General features: G+C 54.3%; 15 protein-coding genes. 5 read left to right on the forward strand and 10 right to left on the reverse strand.

What is annotated here, in order from left to right; all coding sequences use genetic code 11:
• Positions 1-11: 11 nt before the first annotated feature.
• From fumC to DS901_RS05165, 3 genes are read left to right on the forward strand one after another with little or no spacing between them, the layout of a single operon-like run.
• On the forward strand, positions 12-1,403 hold the full coding sequence (fumC, locus tag DS901_RS05155; RefSeq protein ID WP_113775870.1) for a class II fumarate hydratase: 1,392 nt from the start codon (positions 12-14) through the stop codon (positions 1,401-1,403).
• The gene (locus DS901_RS05160; protein ID WP_113775871.1) at positions 1,400-1,576 is read left to right on the forward strand and encodes a DUF4169 family protein; all 177 of its coding nucleotides are present in this window, start codon (positions 1,400-1,402) and stop codon (positions 1,574-1,576) included. The genes fumC and DS901_RS05160 overlap by 4 nt, the downstream gene beginning before the upstream one ends.
• Positions 1,569-1,787, forward strand: a complete 219-nt coding sequence (locus DS901_RS05165; RefSeq protein WP_113775872.1) for a ribbon-helix-helix domain-containing protein — start codon at positions 1,569-1,571, stop codon at positions 1,785-1,787. The genes DS901_RS05160 and DS901_RS05165 overlap by 8 nt, the downstream gene beginning before the upstream one ends.
• On the opposite strand, the gene DS901_RS05170 is transcribed toward DS901_RS05165, so the two are convergent.
• From DS901_RS05170 to DS901_RS05185, 4 genes are all read right to left on the reverse strand, one after another.
• Positions 1,784-2,068: a hypothetical protein gene (locus DS901_RS05170; protein WP_181820775.1), complete on the reverse strand. Its 285-nt coding sequence runs from the start codon at positions 2,066-2,068 to the stop codon at positions 1,784-1,786. The genes DS901_RS05165 and DS901_RS05170 overlap by 4 nt on opposite strands.
• A gap of 174 nt (positions 2,069-2,242) precedes the next feature.
• On the reverse strand, positions 2,243-3,607 hold the full coding sequence (locus DS901_RS05175; RefSeq protein ID WP_113775874.1) for a cytochrome P450: 1,365 nt from the start codon (positions 3,605-3,607) through the stop codon (positions 2,243-2,245).
• A complete protein-coding gene (locus DS901_RS05180) occupies positions 3,604-4,875 on the reverse strand; it encodes a hypothetical protein (RefSeq protein ID WP_113775875.1) in 1,272 nt (423 codons plus the stop codon). The genes DS901_RS05175 and DS901_RS05180 overlap by 4 nt, the downstream gene beginning before the upstream one ends.
• Positions 4,876-4,936: 61 nt before the next feature.
• Positions 4,937-5,692: a cytochrome c biogenesis CcdA family protein gene (locus tag DS901_RS05185; protein WP_113775876.1), complete on the reverse strand. Its 756-nt coding sequence runs from the start codon at positions 5,690-5,692 to the stop codon at positions 4,937-4,939.
• A gap of 104 nt (positions 5,693-5,796) precedes the next feature.
• Here DS901_RS05185 and DS901_RS05190 point away from each other — a divergent pair, with 104 nt between their 5' ends.
• Positions 5,797-6,024, forward strand: coding sequence for a sulfurtransferase TusA family protein (locus DS901_RS05190; RefSeq protein ID WP_113775877.1), 228 nt, complete (start codon positions 5,797-5,799; stop codon positions 6,022-6,024).
• Positions 6,025-6,083: 59 nt separating this feature from the next.
• On the opposite strand, the gene DS901_RS05195 is transcribed toward DS901_RS05190, so the two are convergent.
• From DS901_RS05195 to purC, 6 genes are all read right to left on the reverse strand, one after another.
• Positions 6,084-8,747 (reverse strand): Rne/Rng family ribonuclease, encoded by a 2,664-nt coding sequence (locus DS901_RS05195; RefSeq protein WP_113775878.1) that lies wholly within the window; start codon positions 8,745-8,747, stop codon positions 6,084-6,086.
• A 457-nt stretch (positions 8,748-9,204) separates the two neighbouring features.
• Positions 9,205-10,536 (reverse strand): sigma-54-dependent transcriptional regulator, encoded by a 1,332-nt coding sequence (locus tag DS901_RS05200; RefSeq protein WP_113775879.1) that lies wholly within the window; start codon positions 10,534-10,536, stop codon positions 9,205-9,207.
• 11 nt (positions 10,537-10,547) lie between these two features.
• Positions 10,548-12,302 carry a sensor histidine kinase gene (locus DS901_RS05205; protein ID WP_113775880.1) on the reverse strand — a complete coding sequence of 585 codons (1,755 nt, stop codon included), beginning with the start codon at positions 12,300-12,302 and terminating at the stop codon, positions 10,548-10,550.
• A gap of 45 nt (positions 12,303-12,347) precedes the next feature.
• Positions 12,348-13,016 (reverse strand): phosphoribosylformylglycinamidine synthase subunit PurQ, encoded by a 669-nt coding sequence (gene purQ, locus DS901_RS05210; RefSeq protein WP_113775881.1) that lies wholly within the window; start codon positions 13,014-13,016, stop codon positions 12,348-12,350.
• The gene (gene purS, locus DS901_RS05215) at positions 13,016-13,246 is read right to left on the reverse strand and encodes a phosphoribosylformylglycinamidine synthase subunit PurS (protein ID WP_113775882.1); all 231 of its coding nucleotides are present in this window, start codon (positions 13,244-13,246) and stop codon (positions 13,016-13,018) included. The genes purQ and purS overlap by 1 nt, the downstream gene beginning before the upstream one ends.
• Positions 13,247-13,289: 43 nt before the next feature.
• Complete coding sequence (purC, locus tag DS901_RS05220) at positions 13,290-14,051, reverse strand: phosphoribosylaminoimidazolesuccinocarboxamide synthase (protein ID WP_113775883.1); 762 nt, start codon at positions 14,049-14,051, stop codon at positions 13,290-13,292.
• Positions 14,052-14,433: 382 nt separating this feature from the next.
• Between purC and DS901_RS05225 the strand changes: the two genes are divergently transcribed.
• Positions 14,434-14,904, forward strand: a complete 471-nt coding sequence (locus DS901_RS05225; protein WP_181820776.1) for a hypothetical protein — start codon at positions 14,434-14,436, stop codon at positions 14,902-14,904.
• Positions 14,905-14,910 lie beyond the last annotated feature (6 nt).

Here is a 14,910-nt window from a genome sequence, read left to right on the forward strand (position 1 = left end):
GGGTATCCATCATGACCGCCACACGCACTGAAACCGACAGTTTTGGCCCACTTGAGGTCCAAGCAGACCGTTATTGGGGTGCGCAGACCCAGCGTTCATTGATGAATTTTCCGATTGGCTGGGAAAAACAGCCCGTTGCGATTGTGCGCGCGCTTGGCGTTGTAAAACAAGCCTGCGCCATGGCCAACAAAGAGCGCGGCAAACTGGACGCAGACAAGGCCGACGCAATGATCAAAGCCGCGTCGGAAGTTGTCGCCGGCAAGCTCGACGATCATTTCCCCTTGGTCGTATGGCAGACCGGCTCCGGCACACAATCCAACATGAACGCCAACGAGGTGATCAGCAACCGCGCGATCGAAATCATGGGCGGCAGTATCGGCTCAAAAGATCCGGTTCACCCCAACGATCACTGCAACATGGGGCAGTCATCAAACGATACCTTCCCGACCGCCATGCATATCGCCGTCGCCACAACAGCGCGCGACGTTCTGATCCCCGGATTGGAAAAACTGCACGCAGCCTTAATTGAAAAACAAGAAGAATTCGCGGACATCATCAAAATTGGCCGCACCCACACGATGGATGCGACACCTTTGACATTGGGTCAAGAATTCAGCGGTTACAGCCATCAAGTTGCGATGGGCTTGCGCCGGATCAAAGCCGCCCTACCCGCAATTTATGAATTGGCCCAAGGCGGCACCGCCGTTGGCACCGGGTTGAACACGCCCAAAGGTTGGGGCGAAACTGTTGCGGCGAATATGGCGGAAATCACCGGTCTCCCATTTGTGACCGCACCAAATAAGTTCGAAGCACTCGCTGCCCATGACGCATTGGTTGAAATGTCGGGTGCATTGAAAACCGTCGCCGCGAGCCTTTATAAAATTGCCTGTGACATTCGGATGCTCGGCTCTGGCCCGCGCTGCGGTTTGGGCGAATTGATGTTGCCCGAAAACGAACCTGGCTCATCTATCATGCCCGGTAAAGTGAACCCAACCCAAGTCGAAGCCATCACCCAAGTCTGCGCCCATGTCATGGGTAATGATGCGGCTGTCGGTTTTGCCGGATCACAAGGTCACTTTGAATTGAACGTAATGAAGCCAATGATGGCCTATAACGTCTTGCAATCTATGCAACTTATCGGTGACGCCTCTGCGACATTTACAGATAACTGCATCGTTGGCGTTCGCGCGGATCGCACCCGTATCGAAAAACTGATGCGCGAAAGCCTGATGTTGGTGACCGCTTTGGCCCCCACAATCGGCTATGACAATGCGACAACTGTCGCCAAAACCGCGCATAAAAACGGCACCACTTTGAAAGAAGAAGCCATCAAACTGGGCTTTGTTGACGAGGCAACATTCGACAAGGTCGTGCGCCCCGAAGATATGATCGGCCCCAAGTGACGCCCATAAACCTAAATCAGGCCCGCAAGGCGCGCACCCGCGCCGAGGCCAAAGCCAAAGCGGATCAAAATGCGATCCGCTTTGGCCGCACGAAGGCTGAACAGCTTTTGGATGCCGCCCGCGAACAGCAGGCCAACGATCGGTTAACTCAGTTGAAATTCGAAGATGAATAATCACGCGCGCCCGGTTAAACGGTCGCTCACACTGCGCGGGCACCGCACAAGTGTTTCGCTTGAAGATATATTTTGGGATCAGTTCCGGCTAATCGCGGATCAAAACGGTAAAACAATCAATGGTCTTGCCGCGGAAATTGACGAAAGCCGCGGAGACATTGGTCTCGCATCGGCTTTACGGGTCTACGTGTTGGAAAAAGCGCTTAATTAGTCTTCCGAGTAAAGCGCGCCGCGCAGGCTGCCCAACTCGGCGCGATCTTCGCGCTCAAGACGGTTCAAACGCGCTGGCTTTACCACTTCACGCGGTTCAGGCTTTGCAGAAAACATTTTAGCGACGTCTTGACGTGAAAGTTGCTTCTGAGCAGTCGGTGCCTTCTTTTCAACTTTCGCTTTGCGCCCAAAAAGACCACCAATACCTTTTTTGGAAGAACCTGGAAGTGCGATAGTCATATCTGTTCTCGTCTCGCTGAAAGTTAATGTTTGGTTAAGCACGTGATCTTTTCACGTCTCCCCTTCTTGTAGTCTTTATGGGTGCCAAATGTCGACAAAAACCCTGCATTACACTTAACTGTGAGCGAATTCCTGCACAATCCAACATAATCGCGGCCGATATCCGCCCCATTTTCGCCGGATTTCAAAACCTACGCCCATTTTTTAATCATTAAGTCAAATATCTGCACTGCGGCGCGGCATGATTCGCAGCCAGATTCCGTCTTCGGCACGCACGGTCAGATGTGCAACGGGAATGGGGATTCGGTCTTGAGACAGATGAAATTCATGATTCTTGAGCAGTGTCGCAAGCAACGTCACCCCTTCGATCATCGCGAATCCCGCGCCGGGGCATACCCGCGGCCCCGCAGAAAATGGCATAAACGCAGTGCGTGCGCAGGTTTTGCCATTTTCGCTTTGCCAGCGGTTTGGATCGAACCCATCGGGATTATCCCAAAGCCGGTTGTGTCGGTGCAAATGCCAAGGCGAAAGTACAATTTGCGCCCCGCGTTTGATCGCACGCTTGCGAAACAGCGTTGGCGCTTGGGCCTCGCGCACCATCATCGGCACCGGCGGGTAAAGCCGTAAAGCCTCGCGGAACACGTCGCGCGTCACCTTAAGCTGTGACAGATTGGCGAAATTCCCGTCGAATTGCGCAGCTTCGGCGGCAACCTTATCCTGCCAATCGGGGGCACCCGCCAATAAATATAACGACCAAGCCAACGCTGAAGCACTGGTCTCATGCCCTGCCAAAAAGAAAATCGCGACCTGATCCACCATTTCTGAAACACTAAATAGCTCGCCGGTTTCAGGGTCCTGCGTCGTCATGATTTTGGTCGCAAGATCATTGGGTGCCGTACCTTTGGCAATCATATCTAACCGTGCGGTGGTCAGTTGCGTGATCAAGGCGCGTATATTTTTTGCTGCAAGTCGCGTTGCTGGGCGAAAGAATCGTGGCATCCAGCGCGGGCCGGGAATGAATGCTGCAAGGTTCAGGATCGGCTGAGACCGTTGATAACTGCGAAATTCAAGAAAGACCTTTTGCGCGGTCTCATCCTCAATTGGCAGGGAAAATAACGTACGAAAAATGACGTCGGCGGCAATATGGCTGGCGATGGCCTCTATCTCTTGGGGGGTATCATCCGCGATTAAACGCGCTGCCCCCGCCTGCCCCGCAGCAAAGATGCCCGGAAACGTATCGCGCAATCGCCCGCCTTCGAATGCGGGATCAATAATGCGCCGCTGCCTTTTCCAAACCGCACCATTGGTCAGAAACACGCTTTCGCCCAATAAGGGTTGCAGTCCCGCTGAAATTCGGTCCGACTTTGGGAAATCATCTGGATCGGTTTTCAACACGGTTTCAATCAACTTAGGATCATTGATCAGATAGCTACGAAAGAATGGCGTGCGAAATTCGGCCATCCACGCGCCGTAAAGCTTGGCGGGTTGCGCAGATAAAATATCGCGCCGAAACAATCGCAAGTATCGCCAAAGCGAGACTTTATCAGGGCGCGCAGCGGGTTTTGGGGGCAAATCCGTCATTCAGGCTGAACGTTCGTATATTTTGACGCAACCACATCGATCCGCGATTTTGAAGGGGGCCGCCCTTGATAACGCGCGCGCAGTGTCAGTGGCCCAGCCGTGATCTGAAAGTAATCGTAATCCTTGGGCTGATCAAAAGCACAAAGATATTGGAAATGCAGTCGAAAAAACCGCCAGCGCAACGCCTTCCAACGGGCGGGTGTCAAGCTTTGGGTGAAAGCAGCAGAGATAACCAAGGGCCAGCGCTTGCCGGGCGGTGCCACCCCTGTGACCGCAACCGGGTCACACAATGCAAAACAACACCCGTCACCGGGGGCCGTCACATCGACCCAAGTGATATTTTCTTGGGTGCTTAAGAACGCAAGATCCGTCCTAAGCCGCATGGCACGCGGCAAGAATGACACCATCGGCACCACCTGCCCCAACGACAAGAACGCAAGTACCGGGCCGTCCGTGGGAACCCTGCCCGCGCGGATCAAATCAGCTAAAATAGTCACCGCCAAATGTGCACCGGATGAATGACCGACGACCAAGACCTCATCCACGTCTTCTTGAAAAGCCGCCGCAATCATATCGCCAAACTGGGCCATGCGCGTATCTAGCGGCTCTGGCATCTTACCGGCGCCACGCGCCGAAAACGCGTAATCATGCATCAGGTAATGAGCGAATAGTTTGTTATCTTTGGATTTGAACCAGCGCAGCAAGAATACACTGACTGCGCCCCAAAGCAGATATTTCACGACAAACCCGATCCACCCAAGGGCCATCGCAATCACTTGCCCCCCTGTAACAGCGCCCAACCAAATCAGCCCAGCCTGAAGCGCATTTCCGACGAACGCCCCAATCCCCAATGCCGCGACCAATTGCAATAACAGCATCCCAACCGGGTAAAGCGCCGCAATCACCGGCCCTTTACGCATCCACATCAGCCGCCGTAATGTGCCCGTGCTGATATAAATCCACCCCGTTTGCAAAAGCTGCCAGTAGGTCGCCGGAATGGATTGCGCCATACTATCGCGCACGATATCCGACCAAACCAAGACATCCACGCGGGCCAGAACCGTTTGTTCATCAATTTTCGCGCCCGTAATCCAGCCGAACGTCGCATCGGTCGCACGCGCTTTTACGTCAATCTCGTATCCGCTGATTTCGGCCTGGGTCTGGCTTTCGGCGCGGTATAGTTCGCGGTAGCGTCGCGGCGGCATGGGGTCATATCCGGGGATATAAAACACTCGCCGCCGTTTGACCTGTTCACTGGGCGTGCCCATTGCGGATCCTCATCGCTTTGCCTGTTTGCAAGCTAGCGGATTACGATCAAAAACATAAGCCTTAACCAATGGCGGCCAAAGCAGGGAAGCTTTCAAGCAGCCAATAGCTCATCGCGGCAAATTGACCCGTTAGCATCATCAAACCAACGGTCCACAGCAGCAGGCCAGAGGTGCGTTCGATCTTGTCCATATGGCGTTTCATCCAGCCCATTGCTCCCTTAAGGCGCGGAAAGAACGCGGCGACAAGCAAAAACGGAATGCCAAGGCCGATTGCATATACCGCAAGCAACGCCGTGCCGCGTCCGACGCTTGCCTCTGATGCCGCGAGACTAAGGATCGCACCTAGGATCGGCCCTAAACAAGGCGTCCAGCCAAATGCGAAAGCCAGCCCAAGCAGATAGGCCCCAAAGGCTGATCCGCCTTTATCCCCCGCATCCAACCGCATTTCGCGGTCCAAGAACCCAATCCGAAAGACCCCGACGAAATGCGCGCCTAGGATCATCACGATCACGCCTGCGATCGTGTTGAAATGGTCTTGGTATTGCAAGAACGCGCGCCCCATCGTCGAGAACGCAAGCCCAAGCAAAATAAAGATCGTCGATAGCCCCAGTACAAAAAAGATTGCAGCCACCAACACCCTGCGACGGGCCGCGGCCTGTTGTTCCAATTCGCTGACTGACACGCCGCCCATATAAGCCAGATATGGGGGCACCACCGGCAAAACGCAGGGGCTTAGAAACGACAAGACCCCCGCCGCCAATGCGACAAACATTGCAGGGATCAGGGCCGCGTCTAGAATTGTGGTGGCTTCAAACATCTGTATACCTCTGCCCCTTTTCTATGCGGTCGCGCGGGTTAGGTCACGCACCCAATTGTCACATCTTAGTGGACATTTTGAAATATCAGCCCTAATCCCAACCTATGACATTTGATGCTGATCTTGATGCGCGGGGCCTATTGTGCCCGCTGCCTGTTCTAAAAGCACGTAAGCGATTGCAAGCGCTGCAATCTGGGCAAATCTTGCGGATGGTCGCCGATGATCCCGCTGCCATCATCGATGTGCCGCATTTTTGCGCCGAGGCCGGGCACCAATTGATCGACACGCATGACTTTGATGGTGCCCAAGCCTATGTGATCCAAAAAGCCTAAGAAACGAAAAACGCCACCCCAGTTCTGGGGCGGCGTTCTTGTGTTTCGTGTAACTCGGCTTAGCGTCCGAGTGACCACCAACCTTTGCGCTTTGGCTTAGCCGGTTCATCCGTTGCGGGTGCCGGTGTTTCAACCGGCGCAGGGGCCGCAGGTTCTGGCGTAGCTTCGGCGGCTGGTTCTGGCGCAGGTGCTTCGGGGACTGGTGCTGCCACTTCTGGCTTCAGCGCTTCCGCTTCTGGCGTTGCTTCGGCTTCGGCAGGCTCGGCTGCTTTTGGCTTGGGCTTTGCACGGCTCTTACGCTTTGGTTTCGGCTTTTCTTCTGGGACGACTTCTGCCTCAGCTTCCGCGGCAACTGTGTCAGTCGCCGCTTCCGGCTCTGCCGCGACAGGTTTCTTCCGAGTGCGTGTGCGTTTCTTCGGCGCTGGTTTTTCTTCGGTCTCGGTCTCAGCGACTGGCGCATCCGTTGTTATGGCATCACCATCTTCCGAAGTCTCGTCGGTTTTTGCAGCCGGTTTACGTTTGCGCGTACGGGTCCGCTTTGGCTTTTCCTCTGCAGCGGGCGCTTCAGTTTCAGGTGTCGCCTCGGCCTCTCCGGCAGGCGCATCAGACGTCTGTTCACCGTCGGCCTGCTGGTTTTCACCATTGCCATTGCCACCCCGACGCCGACGCCGACGGCGGCGTTTACGCTTTGGACGGTCTTCCGCATTTTCATCACTTGTGGCGGCGTCGTTTTGATCTTCTTCAACCTCTGTCACGACATCATCGTCGTCATCCATGATGACAGTTGAGGTCACAACAGGCGCGGCCTCTGGAACAATGCGTGTAGCGGTTTTGAATTTCTCGATTGCGAAATCAGGTGAGACAAGCGTTGGGTCACATTCGATGCGTACCGAAAGGCCGTAGCGCGCTTCGATCTCGCCGATATGTTCACGTTTGCCATTCATCAAGAAGTTGGCAATTGAGATCGGCGCTTTGACCAATACTTCCTTGGTACGACCGCGCACGCCCTCTTCTTCAAGCTGACGCAAAATCGCGAGAGACACGTTATCGTCAGAACGCAACAAGCCCGTGCCGTGACAATGCGCGCACATCTGCGTCGTCGCCTCGAGCATGCCGGGGCGCAAACGTTGGCGCGACATTTCCATCAGGCCAAAGCCGGAAATCCGACCGACCTGAATACGGGCGCGATCTGTTTTCAATTTTTCCTTAAATCGCTTTTCAACGGCCGTATTATTGCGGCGCTCGTCCATGTCGATGAAATCGATCACGATCAACCCGGCCAAATCGCGTAGACGCAATTGGCGCGCGACCTCGTCGGCGGCTTCGAGGTTCGTTTTCGTAGCGGTTTGTTCGATTGAACCTTCTTTGGTGGCGCGACCAGAGTTCACGTCGATGGCGACAAGTGCCTCGGTGATTCCGATCACAATGTAGCCACCCGATGGCAATTGCACAGTCGGGTTAAACATTCCGCCCAAGTAACCTTCGACCTGATAGCGCGCATACAGCGGCAGCTGTTCAGTGTAGAATTTCACGTTTTTAGCGTGCGAAGGCATGATCATTTTCATGAAATCTTTGGCCGTGCGGTAACCCGCCTCGCCTGCGACGATGACCTCGTCGATTTCTTTGGAATAAAGATCGCGGATCGAGCGTTTGATCAAATCGCCTTCTTCATAGATCTTTGCAGGTGCGACAGATTTCAACGTCAGCGCGCGGATCTGTTCCCACATGCGTTGCAGATATTCGTAATCGCGCTTGATCTCAGCCTTGGTCCGCTGAGAGCCAGCTGTGCGAATGATGAGACCTGCGCCATCTGGCACGGTCATTTCACCTGCAATTTCTTTCAGCTTTTTGCGGTCGGCGGGGTTAGTGATTTTACGGCTGATGCCGCCACCGCGCGCGGTGTTTGGCATCAAGACGCAGTAACGACCAGCAAGCGATAGATAGGTTGTCAGCGCAGCACCTTTATTGCCACGCTCTTCTTTGACAACTTGGATCAAGAGTATCTGGCGAACCTTGATGACCTCTTGGATTTTATAACGCTTGGGACGTGGTTTGCGCAAAGGGCGCACCTCGTCGGTATCATCCTCTTCGGCAACACTTTCAATGCTGTCATCTTTGCTCTTGGCGTCGGCACGCGGCTGTTCGCCTGCGTCATCATCCGCATTTTCATCGTCGGATTGCGGTTCTTCAACAGGCGTATCGGCCACAAGCACCATGGGGGAATCCCCCTCGCCCACGTCAGAGAGATCGATGGTTTCCATACCCGCGATATCACCTGAAGTCTCTTCTTCTGGCGTTTCGACTTCGGTACTTTCCACATCTGCCGTGATCACCGCATCATCGGTTTCGACCACGGCTGGCTTTGGTTTTGCGCGACTGCGGCGGCGTTTGGGTTTTTCGTCTTCGGCTTCCGCGGCGGCCTTTAGGCTTTCGGCATAGGCTTTTTCTTCTGCGATCAGCGCCTCGCGATCAGCGACCGGGATTTGATAGTAATCGGGATGAATCTCTGAGAACGCAAGGAACCCATGACGATTTCCGCCGTAGTCCACGAAGGCGGCCTGTAGCGATGGTTCGACGCGCGTTACCTTTGCGAGATAGATATTACCAGCTAGCTGGCGCTTAAATTGGCTTTCAAAATCAAATTCTTCGACCTTGTTGCCGTCTACGACTACAACGCGGGTTTCTTCCGCGTGTGTCGCATCGATGAGCATTTTCTTTGGCATATTTTCCGTTCGCACATAATCCGGTCGTCGCCCCAGGGGGCGCTGCAGTTCGGGTTACATGTCTGATTAAGGCGATCTGCGCGCGGGCAAATACGGGGCCCCTCAGGGCCGCTGCATCCTTGCCTCTATGTTGCGCGCGTTTCATCGCGTTGCTTCTCCGACCTTGGTTGTCCAAGGCCCATTCAGGGCCCGGTCGGCATAGAAATTCGCGCGACCAGGGCGTTCTTCTGATCCCTTGGGATCAAATCAGCTGCACCACATTCGTTTGTTCAAACCGGGCAGAGAATTCTTGATCGGACCTCGACGCGCAACCATCGCGCGGGCGTCCGTAAACCATACATAGTGTAGGAAGGTCACATTACACAAGAGGTTGCGGTAAACTGTACCAAATATTTAAAAATTAGATGACTGTTTCCAAACGATACGGGCGCGGCCACGTGGCGCGCCCGTAAGGTTGTTACAAATAGTCAGACCGTTGCAGACCATATTTGGCCATCTTTTCATTCAAGGTCCGGCGCGGCAGGCAAAGCTCTTCCATCACAGATACGATCGATCCGCGGTGCCGCCGCATGGTGTTGTCGATCAACATGCGTTCAAAAGCCTCAACAAACTCTTTCAACGGTTTGCCTTCGGTTGTCATGGCCGGCTTCATTTCTTCGGTATCGGCCATCAACAAGGATGCGATAGATCCCGACCCGCGCCGATTTTGCAGCACAGCCCGTTCGGCCACATTGATCAATTGCCGCACATTGCCCGGCCAAGGTGCCTGCAAAAGCTGTGCGGCCTCTTGCGCGCTCACTTCGGGGGCGTCACAACCGTATTCGTCAGAGAACTGCTCACTGAGCCGCGTGAACAGCGTCAAGATATCTTCGCCACGCTGACGCAAGGGGGGCACTGTGATCCGCAAGGCCGCAAGGCGATAAAAAAGATCCGGACGCAAAACGCTTTCGCAGGTTTTATCCTGTTCTTGCAGGTTGCAGATCGCGACGATCCGCGTTTCAGCGGGCGATCCCTGTTCATTGATTGCTGTCAGCAAACGCGACTGTAACGCGTGGCTCAATGCTTCGATATCTTCAAGCACCAAGGTGCCGCCGCGGGCTTCTTCGATCGCAGGAATTGGCTCATCGTCGCGCGCAGGCCCAAAGATCACGCGACCTAGCGTTTCCTCGTCGTAAGCCGCGCAGCTAAGCAGCACAAACTTCTTGGAGGCACGCGCACCCACAGCATGCAACGCATGGGCCACCAATGTTTTGCCTGTGCCTGTCTCGCCTTCTATTAAGACATGCCCATCGGCCTGCCCCAAATCTAAGATATCTTCTTTCAGGCGCTCCATAACAGGCGATTGCCCGATCAGTTTTTTGATCAGTGCCGTTCCATCCGACAATTCACGCCGTAGCGCCCGGTTATCAAGCGTCAGACGCCGCGCTTGCGTGGCCTTTTTCGCAAGTTCGGTCATCCGATCCGGGTTAAAGGGCTTTTCAAGAAAATCAAAAGCCCCAACGCGCATGGCCTCAACTGCCATGGGAACATCCCCGTGACCTGTGATCATGATCACAGGCAACGTGCTGTCGATGCCTTTGATTTTTTTCAAAAACTGCATGCCATCCATCCCCGGCATACGCACATCGGACACCACGATTCCAGGGTAATCCGTCCCAAGCCCCTTCAGCGCCTCTTCGGCGGAGGCGAATGTATCAGTCTCAAACCCTGACAGCGTTAACCATTGGCTAATTGACTGCCGCATATCAGTTTCATCATCAACAATCGCTACTTTCATCGCCTTATTCATTCGTCATAATCCTATTCTGCCGCTGCCGCGTCATGTTGTAGCCGGGGTAGCTGAACTTCGAAGATTGCGCCACCGTCAGCGGCGTTACGGGCGGTTAACCGCCCACCCAACTCGGTGACAATTCCAGAAGAAATCGCAAGCCCCAGCCCCGTCCCGTCTCCGGGTTGTTTGGTTGTGTAAAATGGCTCGAACAACGCATTGAGGTCTTCGATACCTTCACCATTATCCCGAATTTGCAGGCTGATCGTGTTGCCAGACACGAGCAAAATTTCAACCGTCGGGTTACTTGCCCCCTTTGTGGCATCCAATGCGTTGCGCAGCAAGTTCACAATCACCTGCTCTAACCGTAACCGGTCTCCAAGCACCATGACCGGCTCGTTAGGCAATGACCGTATAATATTCACGTCGCGAATCTTAAGCTGTGGTTCCATCATTGCCAGCCCGGTAGACACCGCTGCGCGGATGTCCATCGGCTCAAAGGCATCATCACCTTTGCGCGCATAGGATTTTAGTTGCCGGGTGATTGCACCCATCCGTTCAATGAGGTCATCAATGCGCTGAAATGACGACATTGCCTCTTCGGGGCGTTCACGTTCCAACAACAATCGCGCGCCGGCCAAATAAGTTTTCATCGCAGCTAAGGGCTGGTTGAGCTCGTGGCTGACGGCTGCAGACATCTCACCAAGAGCGGCCAATTTTGATGACTGCGCAATCGTTTGCTCTGCCACCTGCAAAGTTTGCTCGACCTTCTCTCGCTCCGCAACTTCCCTTTGTAAACGGCGGTTTAGGGCACGAAGTTCAGCCGATTCACGTTGAAAGAACACAAGCCGCGATGCGGTTTTACGGGACATAAGCCAAAACATCACCGCCAAGATAATCGCAAAGACCATTACCTCCAGCGCGAGAATGCCGTTCACCCGATTACGCACTGTGCTATAGGCGGTATAGCTCACCATTTTCCAACCTTGATGCGGCACGCGGGCTTCGTGGCGCAACATCGCCTCACCCTGCAAATACGCGTCGGCGTCCAAGCCTGCTAACGCGCGGACGACTCGCTGAACCCGTTCCGTTATAGTAATCGTGTGGTTCAGATTGAGCGCGGCTGTTTCCGTCAACCCACCCCACCCGCGTTCAGTCGACATGATAATTTGGCCTTCGCTATCAAGCACAAGAACTGCCTCTGACCCGCCGACCCAACCTGCTTGCAGCAAGGCGGAATTCACTTCGACCGCGATCACCCCTATCAGTTGCCCTTGCAACAAGATTTTGCGCGAAAATACATAGCGGTATTGTCCCGATTGATCGCGTGCCGTCGCATAAACGGTAAGGTCGCTTTCCAACGCGTTCACAAAATATGGGGCGTCCGCGTGATCAACGCCGATTTCTTCAGCATCTGTCGCAGCGACGGTCATCCCGTCCCGGTCCAGCAACATAAGCGAGGCTGAGCCGATTTCGGCAACAAACGAGACCAAATGCGCCGAAGAATTTGTGAAATCACGCGACATCAGCGCACTGACTAATTCGGGACTGCGCGCCAAAAGCTGCGGCACAACAGAGTTGCGCTGTAGTTCGCTTGTCAAATTGGTCACATAGAGCGATAGTCGGACCTCGGAGCGGTCGGCAATGTCGTTGGCAAATCGCTGCGTCAAAAGCTGGTTAGAGACGTAGACGACGATCAGTGCAAACAGGCAGACCAAAAGGATCGAAAGGCGTAAAAACCACCGCCCCTTGCCACGTCTGTTACCTGAATTTCGTGCACTCACCATCCGCGCAGTCTAAGACCAGCCACGCCGCGCAGCAAGGACGCAAGCCTAGGCAGAAACCATTTGGTCAAATAACCCGCGGAAAAGCGCCTGCCCGTCCATCCCGCCATGCCCTGCATCAACCGCGCGTTCCGGGTGTGGCATCATGCCAAGCACGCGGCGGTTTTCAGACAAAACGCCGGCAATATCCGCAACCGATCCATTTGGGTTATCTGTATAGGTAAATGCGATACGGTCTTCGTCTTTGATCCGCGCCAATCCTTTGTCATCAATCGAATAATTGCCGTCGTGGTGCGCCACCGGATAGCAAACAGTGTCGCCGACGCCGTAACCAGAAGTGAATGCCGAATTGGATGAACTAACCACTAAATCAACATCCTTACAGATGAATTTAAGATTCGCATTGCGCATCAGCGCGCCGGGAAGCAACCCGGTTTCCGTCAATACCTGAAACCCGTTACACACCCCAAGCACATAGCCGCCCCGCTGTGCGTGGTCGACTACAGCTTTGCAAATTGGTGATTGTGCGGCAATTGCCCCGCAGCGCAGGTAGTCACCAAACGAAAACCCGCCCGGTACAGCGACCAGATCGATGTTGTCAGGCATCGCAGCATCTTTGTGCCAAACCATCTGCACATCCGCACCAGCCGCGCGCAAGGCTACAGCCATGTCGCGATCACAGTTTGATCCGGGGAAAACGACGACGGCAGCACGCATCACTGCACCTCGATCCGGTAGCTTTCGATCACCGTATTCGCGAGCAGTTTTTCACACATCTGCTCAACGGTTGCTTCTGATGTGCCATCCGCAAGATCAAGTTCAATCACCTTGCCCTGGCGAACACCCTTCACCCCATCAAAGCCAAGTGTTCCAAGCGCATGACGCACGGCCTCTCCTTGGGGATCAAGGACACCGTTTTTCAACATTACATAGACGCGGGCTTTCATCGGCGGGTTCCCTTGTTTGAGATCGGTTTGTGACGGATCAAGTTTAGTTAATCAAAGTGGGTTTGGTCGCATGGGTCACGTTAGACGGCATGACGCCCAGACGCTTGGCGACTTCGGTATAGGCATCAGCCAAATCACCCAGATCGCGTCGGAATACGTCTTTGTCGAGTTTCTGACCCGTTTCAATATCCCACAGACGGCAGCTATCAGGGCTGATTTCATCAGCAAGCAACAGACGCGGGAATTCATTGTCCCAAACGCGGCCAATCTCAATTTTGAAATCAACCAGTTTGATACCGACCCCGAACATCACGCCCGACATCCAGTCGTTCACACGCAGCGCAAGACTGATAATATCGTCCAAATCTTGCTGGTTCGCCCAGCCGAAGGCGATGATATATTCTTCAGGGACCAGTGGATCACCCAAAGCATCATCTTTGTACGAAAATTCCACAATGGGCCGTGGCAGCGGCGCGCCTTCTTCAAGGCCCAACCGTTTCGCCATCGATCCGGCGGCAACGTTACGCACGATGACCTCTAGGGGAATGATCTCAACCTGCCGGATCAGCTGTTCGCGCATATTCAAGCGTTTGATGAAATGCGTCGGAATGCCGATATTGGCCAGCCCTGTCATGAAAAATTCAGACAGACGGTTGTTCAACACGCCCTTGCCGTCGATGACAGCTTTCTTTTCGGCATTAAAGGCGGTCGCATCGTCCTTGAAATATTGAACAAGCGTCCCTGGTTCCGGACCTTCATAAAGGATCTTTGCCTTGCCTTCGTAAATCTTTTTGCGGCGTGCCATGCTCACCCCTTTGTGCTGCGCCTGCCCGCCCTGGGCCGCGTCATAGGCGCGTCATAGTGCAAGCAAACCTTACGAGCAAGCGTCTGCGTCCCTATATCCGGCAGATCGGCCCTACAAAGCTATGCGGTTGCCATGAACTTGGTAGAAGTGCGCACCCAAACTCCCGCCGACTACTAAAATTATGGCACAAAAATTGCAAATTGAGCCTTTGTTAAGAAGCGATTCATTTCGCTTGCGTACACTCGTTCCTGAGTTCGGAGTACGCATGTTCCCATTCAAGACGGTTTTTTCAAGGTTCGCAATGTTGCAAGGTGCCAAAGCATCGCTTCCCTTCGTGATATTTGTGGGGTGCAGCTTCTTATTATTTGGCAAACTTGCGGAAATGGATGGTGGGGCCATCCTTGACGCGTTTGCGAGGATATCACTGGGGTCATACATCGCTGCAGCTTGGGCCACATGGCTCAGCCTCAAGGCTGTTGGCCAATATGATGCGATTTGGCACCGTATTTTGGGCACGGGCGTGCCGCCCCATCGGGCCGCACGCAGTGGCACTTGTGCGATTGCGCAGGTCATTGGTTTTGGCGCGCTCAGCGCCGGGGTTGTGCGGCGGCGTATGCTGCCGCACCTGTCTTTGGCGCAGGTCACCGCAATCTCCACGGCTGTACCGCTCTCATTTTTATTCTGTTGGGGGGGTATGGCCTCATCGCGGGCTGGTGGCTTCGCCCTGACACCGGGCTTGCCGGACATTGGATTATTGCATTGGGCCTATCCACGGCTATCGCAACGGCTTTGTTTTTATACCATCGCCCTGACGTTCTGCGTAGACTTGGCGTGTCACGGGTACTCAGGTTGATTGGGT

This window comes from Loktanella sp. D2R18 (genome assembly GCF_003318235.1).
Taxonomy (GTDB): Bacteria; Pseudomonadota; Alphaproteobacteria; order Rhodobacterales; family Rhodobacteraceae; genus Yoonia.

What these genes read in the sequence shown, in the direction of transcription:
- DS901_RS05195 (WP_113775878.1), bottom strand. Translation starts at nt 8,747, where the DNA reads ATGCCAAAGAAAATGCTCATCGATGCGACACACGCGGAAGAAACCCGC.
- DS901_RS05225 (WP_181820776.1), top strand. Translation starts at nt 14,434, where the DNA reads ATGGATGGTGGGGCCATCCTTGACGCGTTTGCGAGGATATCACTGGGG.
- fumC (WP_113775870.1), top strand. Translation starts at nt 12, where the DNA reads ATGACCGCCACACGCACTGAAACCGACAGTTTTGGCCCACTTGAGGTC.
- DS901_RS05200 (WP_113775879.1), bottom strand. Translation starts at nt 10,536, where the DNA reads ATGAATAAGGCGATGAAAGTAGCGATTGTTGATGATGAAACTGATATG.
- DS901_RS05175 (WP_113775874.1), bottom strand. Translation starts at nt 3,607, where the DNA reads ATGACGGATTTGCCCCCAAAACCCGCTGCGCGCCCTGATAAAGTCTCG.
- purQ (WP_113775881.1), bottom strand. Translation starts at nt 13,016, where the DNA reads ATGCGTGCTGCCGTCGTCGTTTTCCCCGGATCAAACTGTGATCGCGAC.
- purS (WP_113775882.1), bottom strand. Translation starts at nt 13,246, where the DNA reads ATGAAAGCCCGCGTCTATGTAATGTTGAAAAACGGTGTCCTTGATCCC.
- purC (WP_113775883.1), bottom strand. Translation starts at nt 14,051, where the DNA reads ATGGCACGCCGCAAAAAGATTTACGAAGGCAAGGCAAAGATCCTTTAT.
- DS901_RS05185 (WP_113775876.1), bottom strand. Translation starts at nt 5,692, where the DNA reads ATGTTTGAAGCCACCACAATTCTAGACGCGGCCCTGATCCCTGCAATG.
- DS901_RS05180 (WP_113775875.1), bottom strand. Translation starts at nt 4,875, where the DNA reads ATGGGCACGCCCAGTGAACAGGTCAAACGGCGGCGAGTGTTTTATATC.
- DS901_RS05190 (WP_113775877.1), top strand. Translation starts at nt 5,797, where the DNA reads ATGACATTTGATGCTGATCTTGATGCGCGGGGCCTATTGTGCCCGCTG.
- DS901_RS05205 (WP_113775880.1), bottom strand. Translation starts at nt 12,302, where the DNA reads ATGGTGAGTGCACGAAATTCAGGTAACAGACGTGGCAAGGGGCGGTGG.
- DS901_RS05165 (WP_113775872.1), top strand. Translation starts at nt 1,569, where the DNA reads ATGAATAATCACGCGCGCCCGGTTAAACGGTCGCTCACACTGCGCGGG.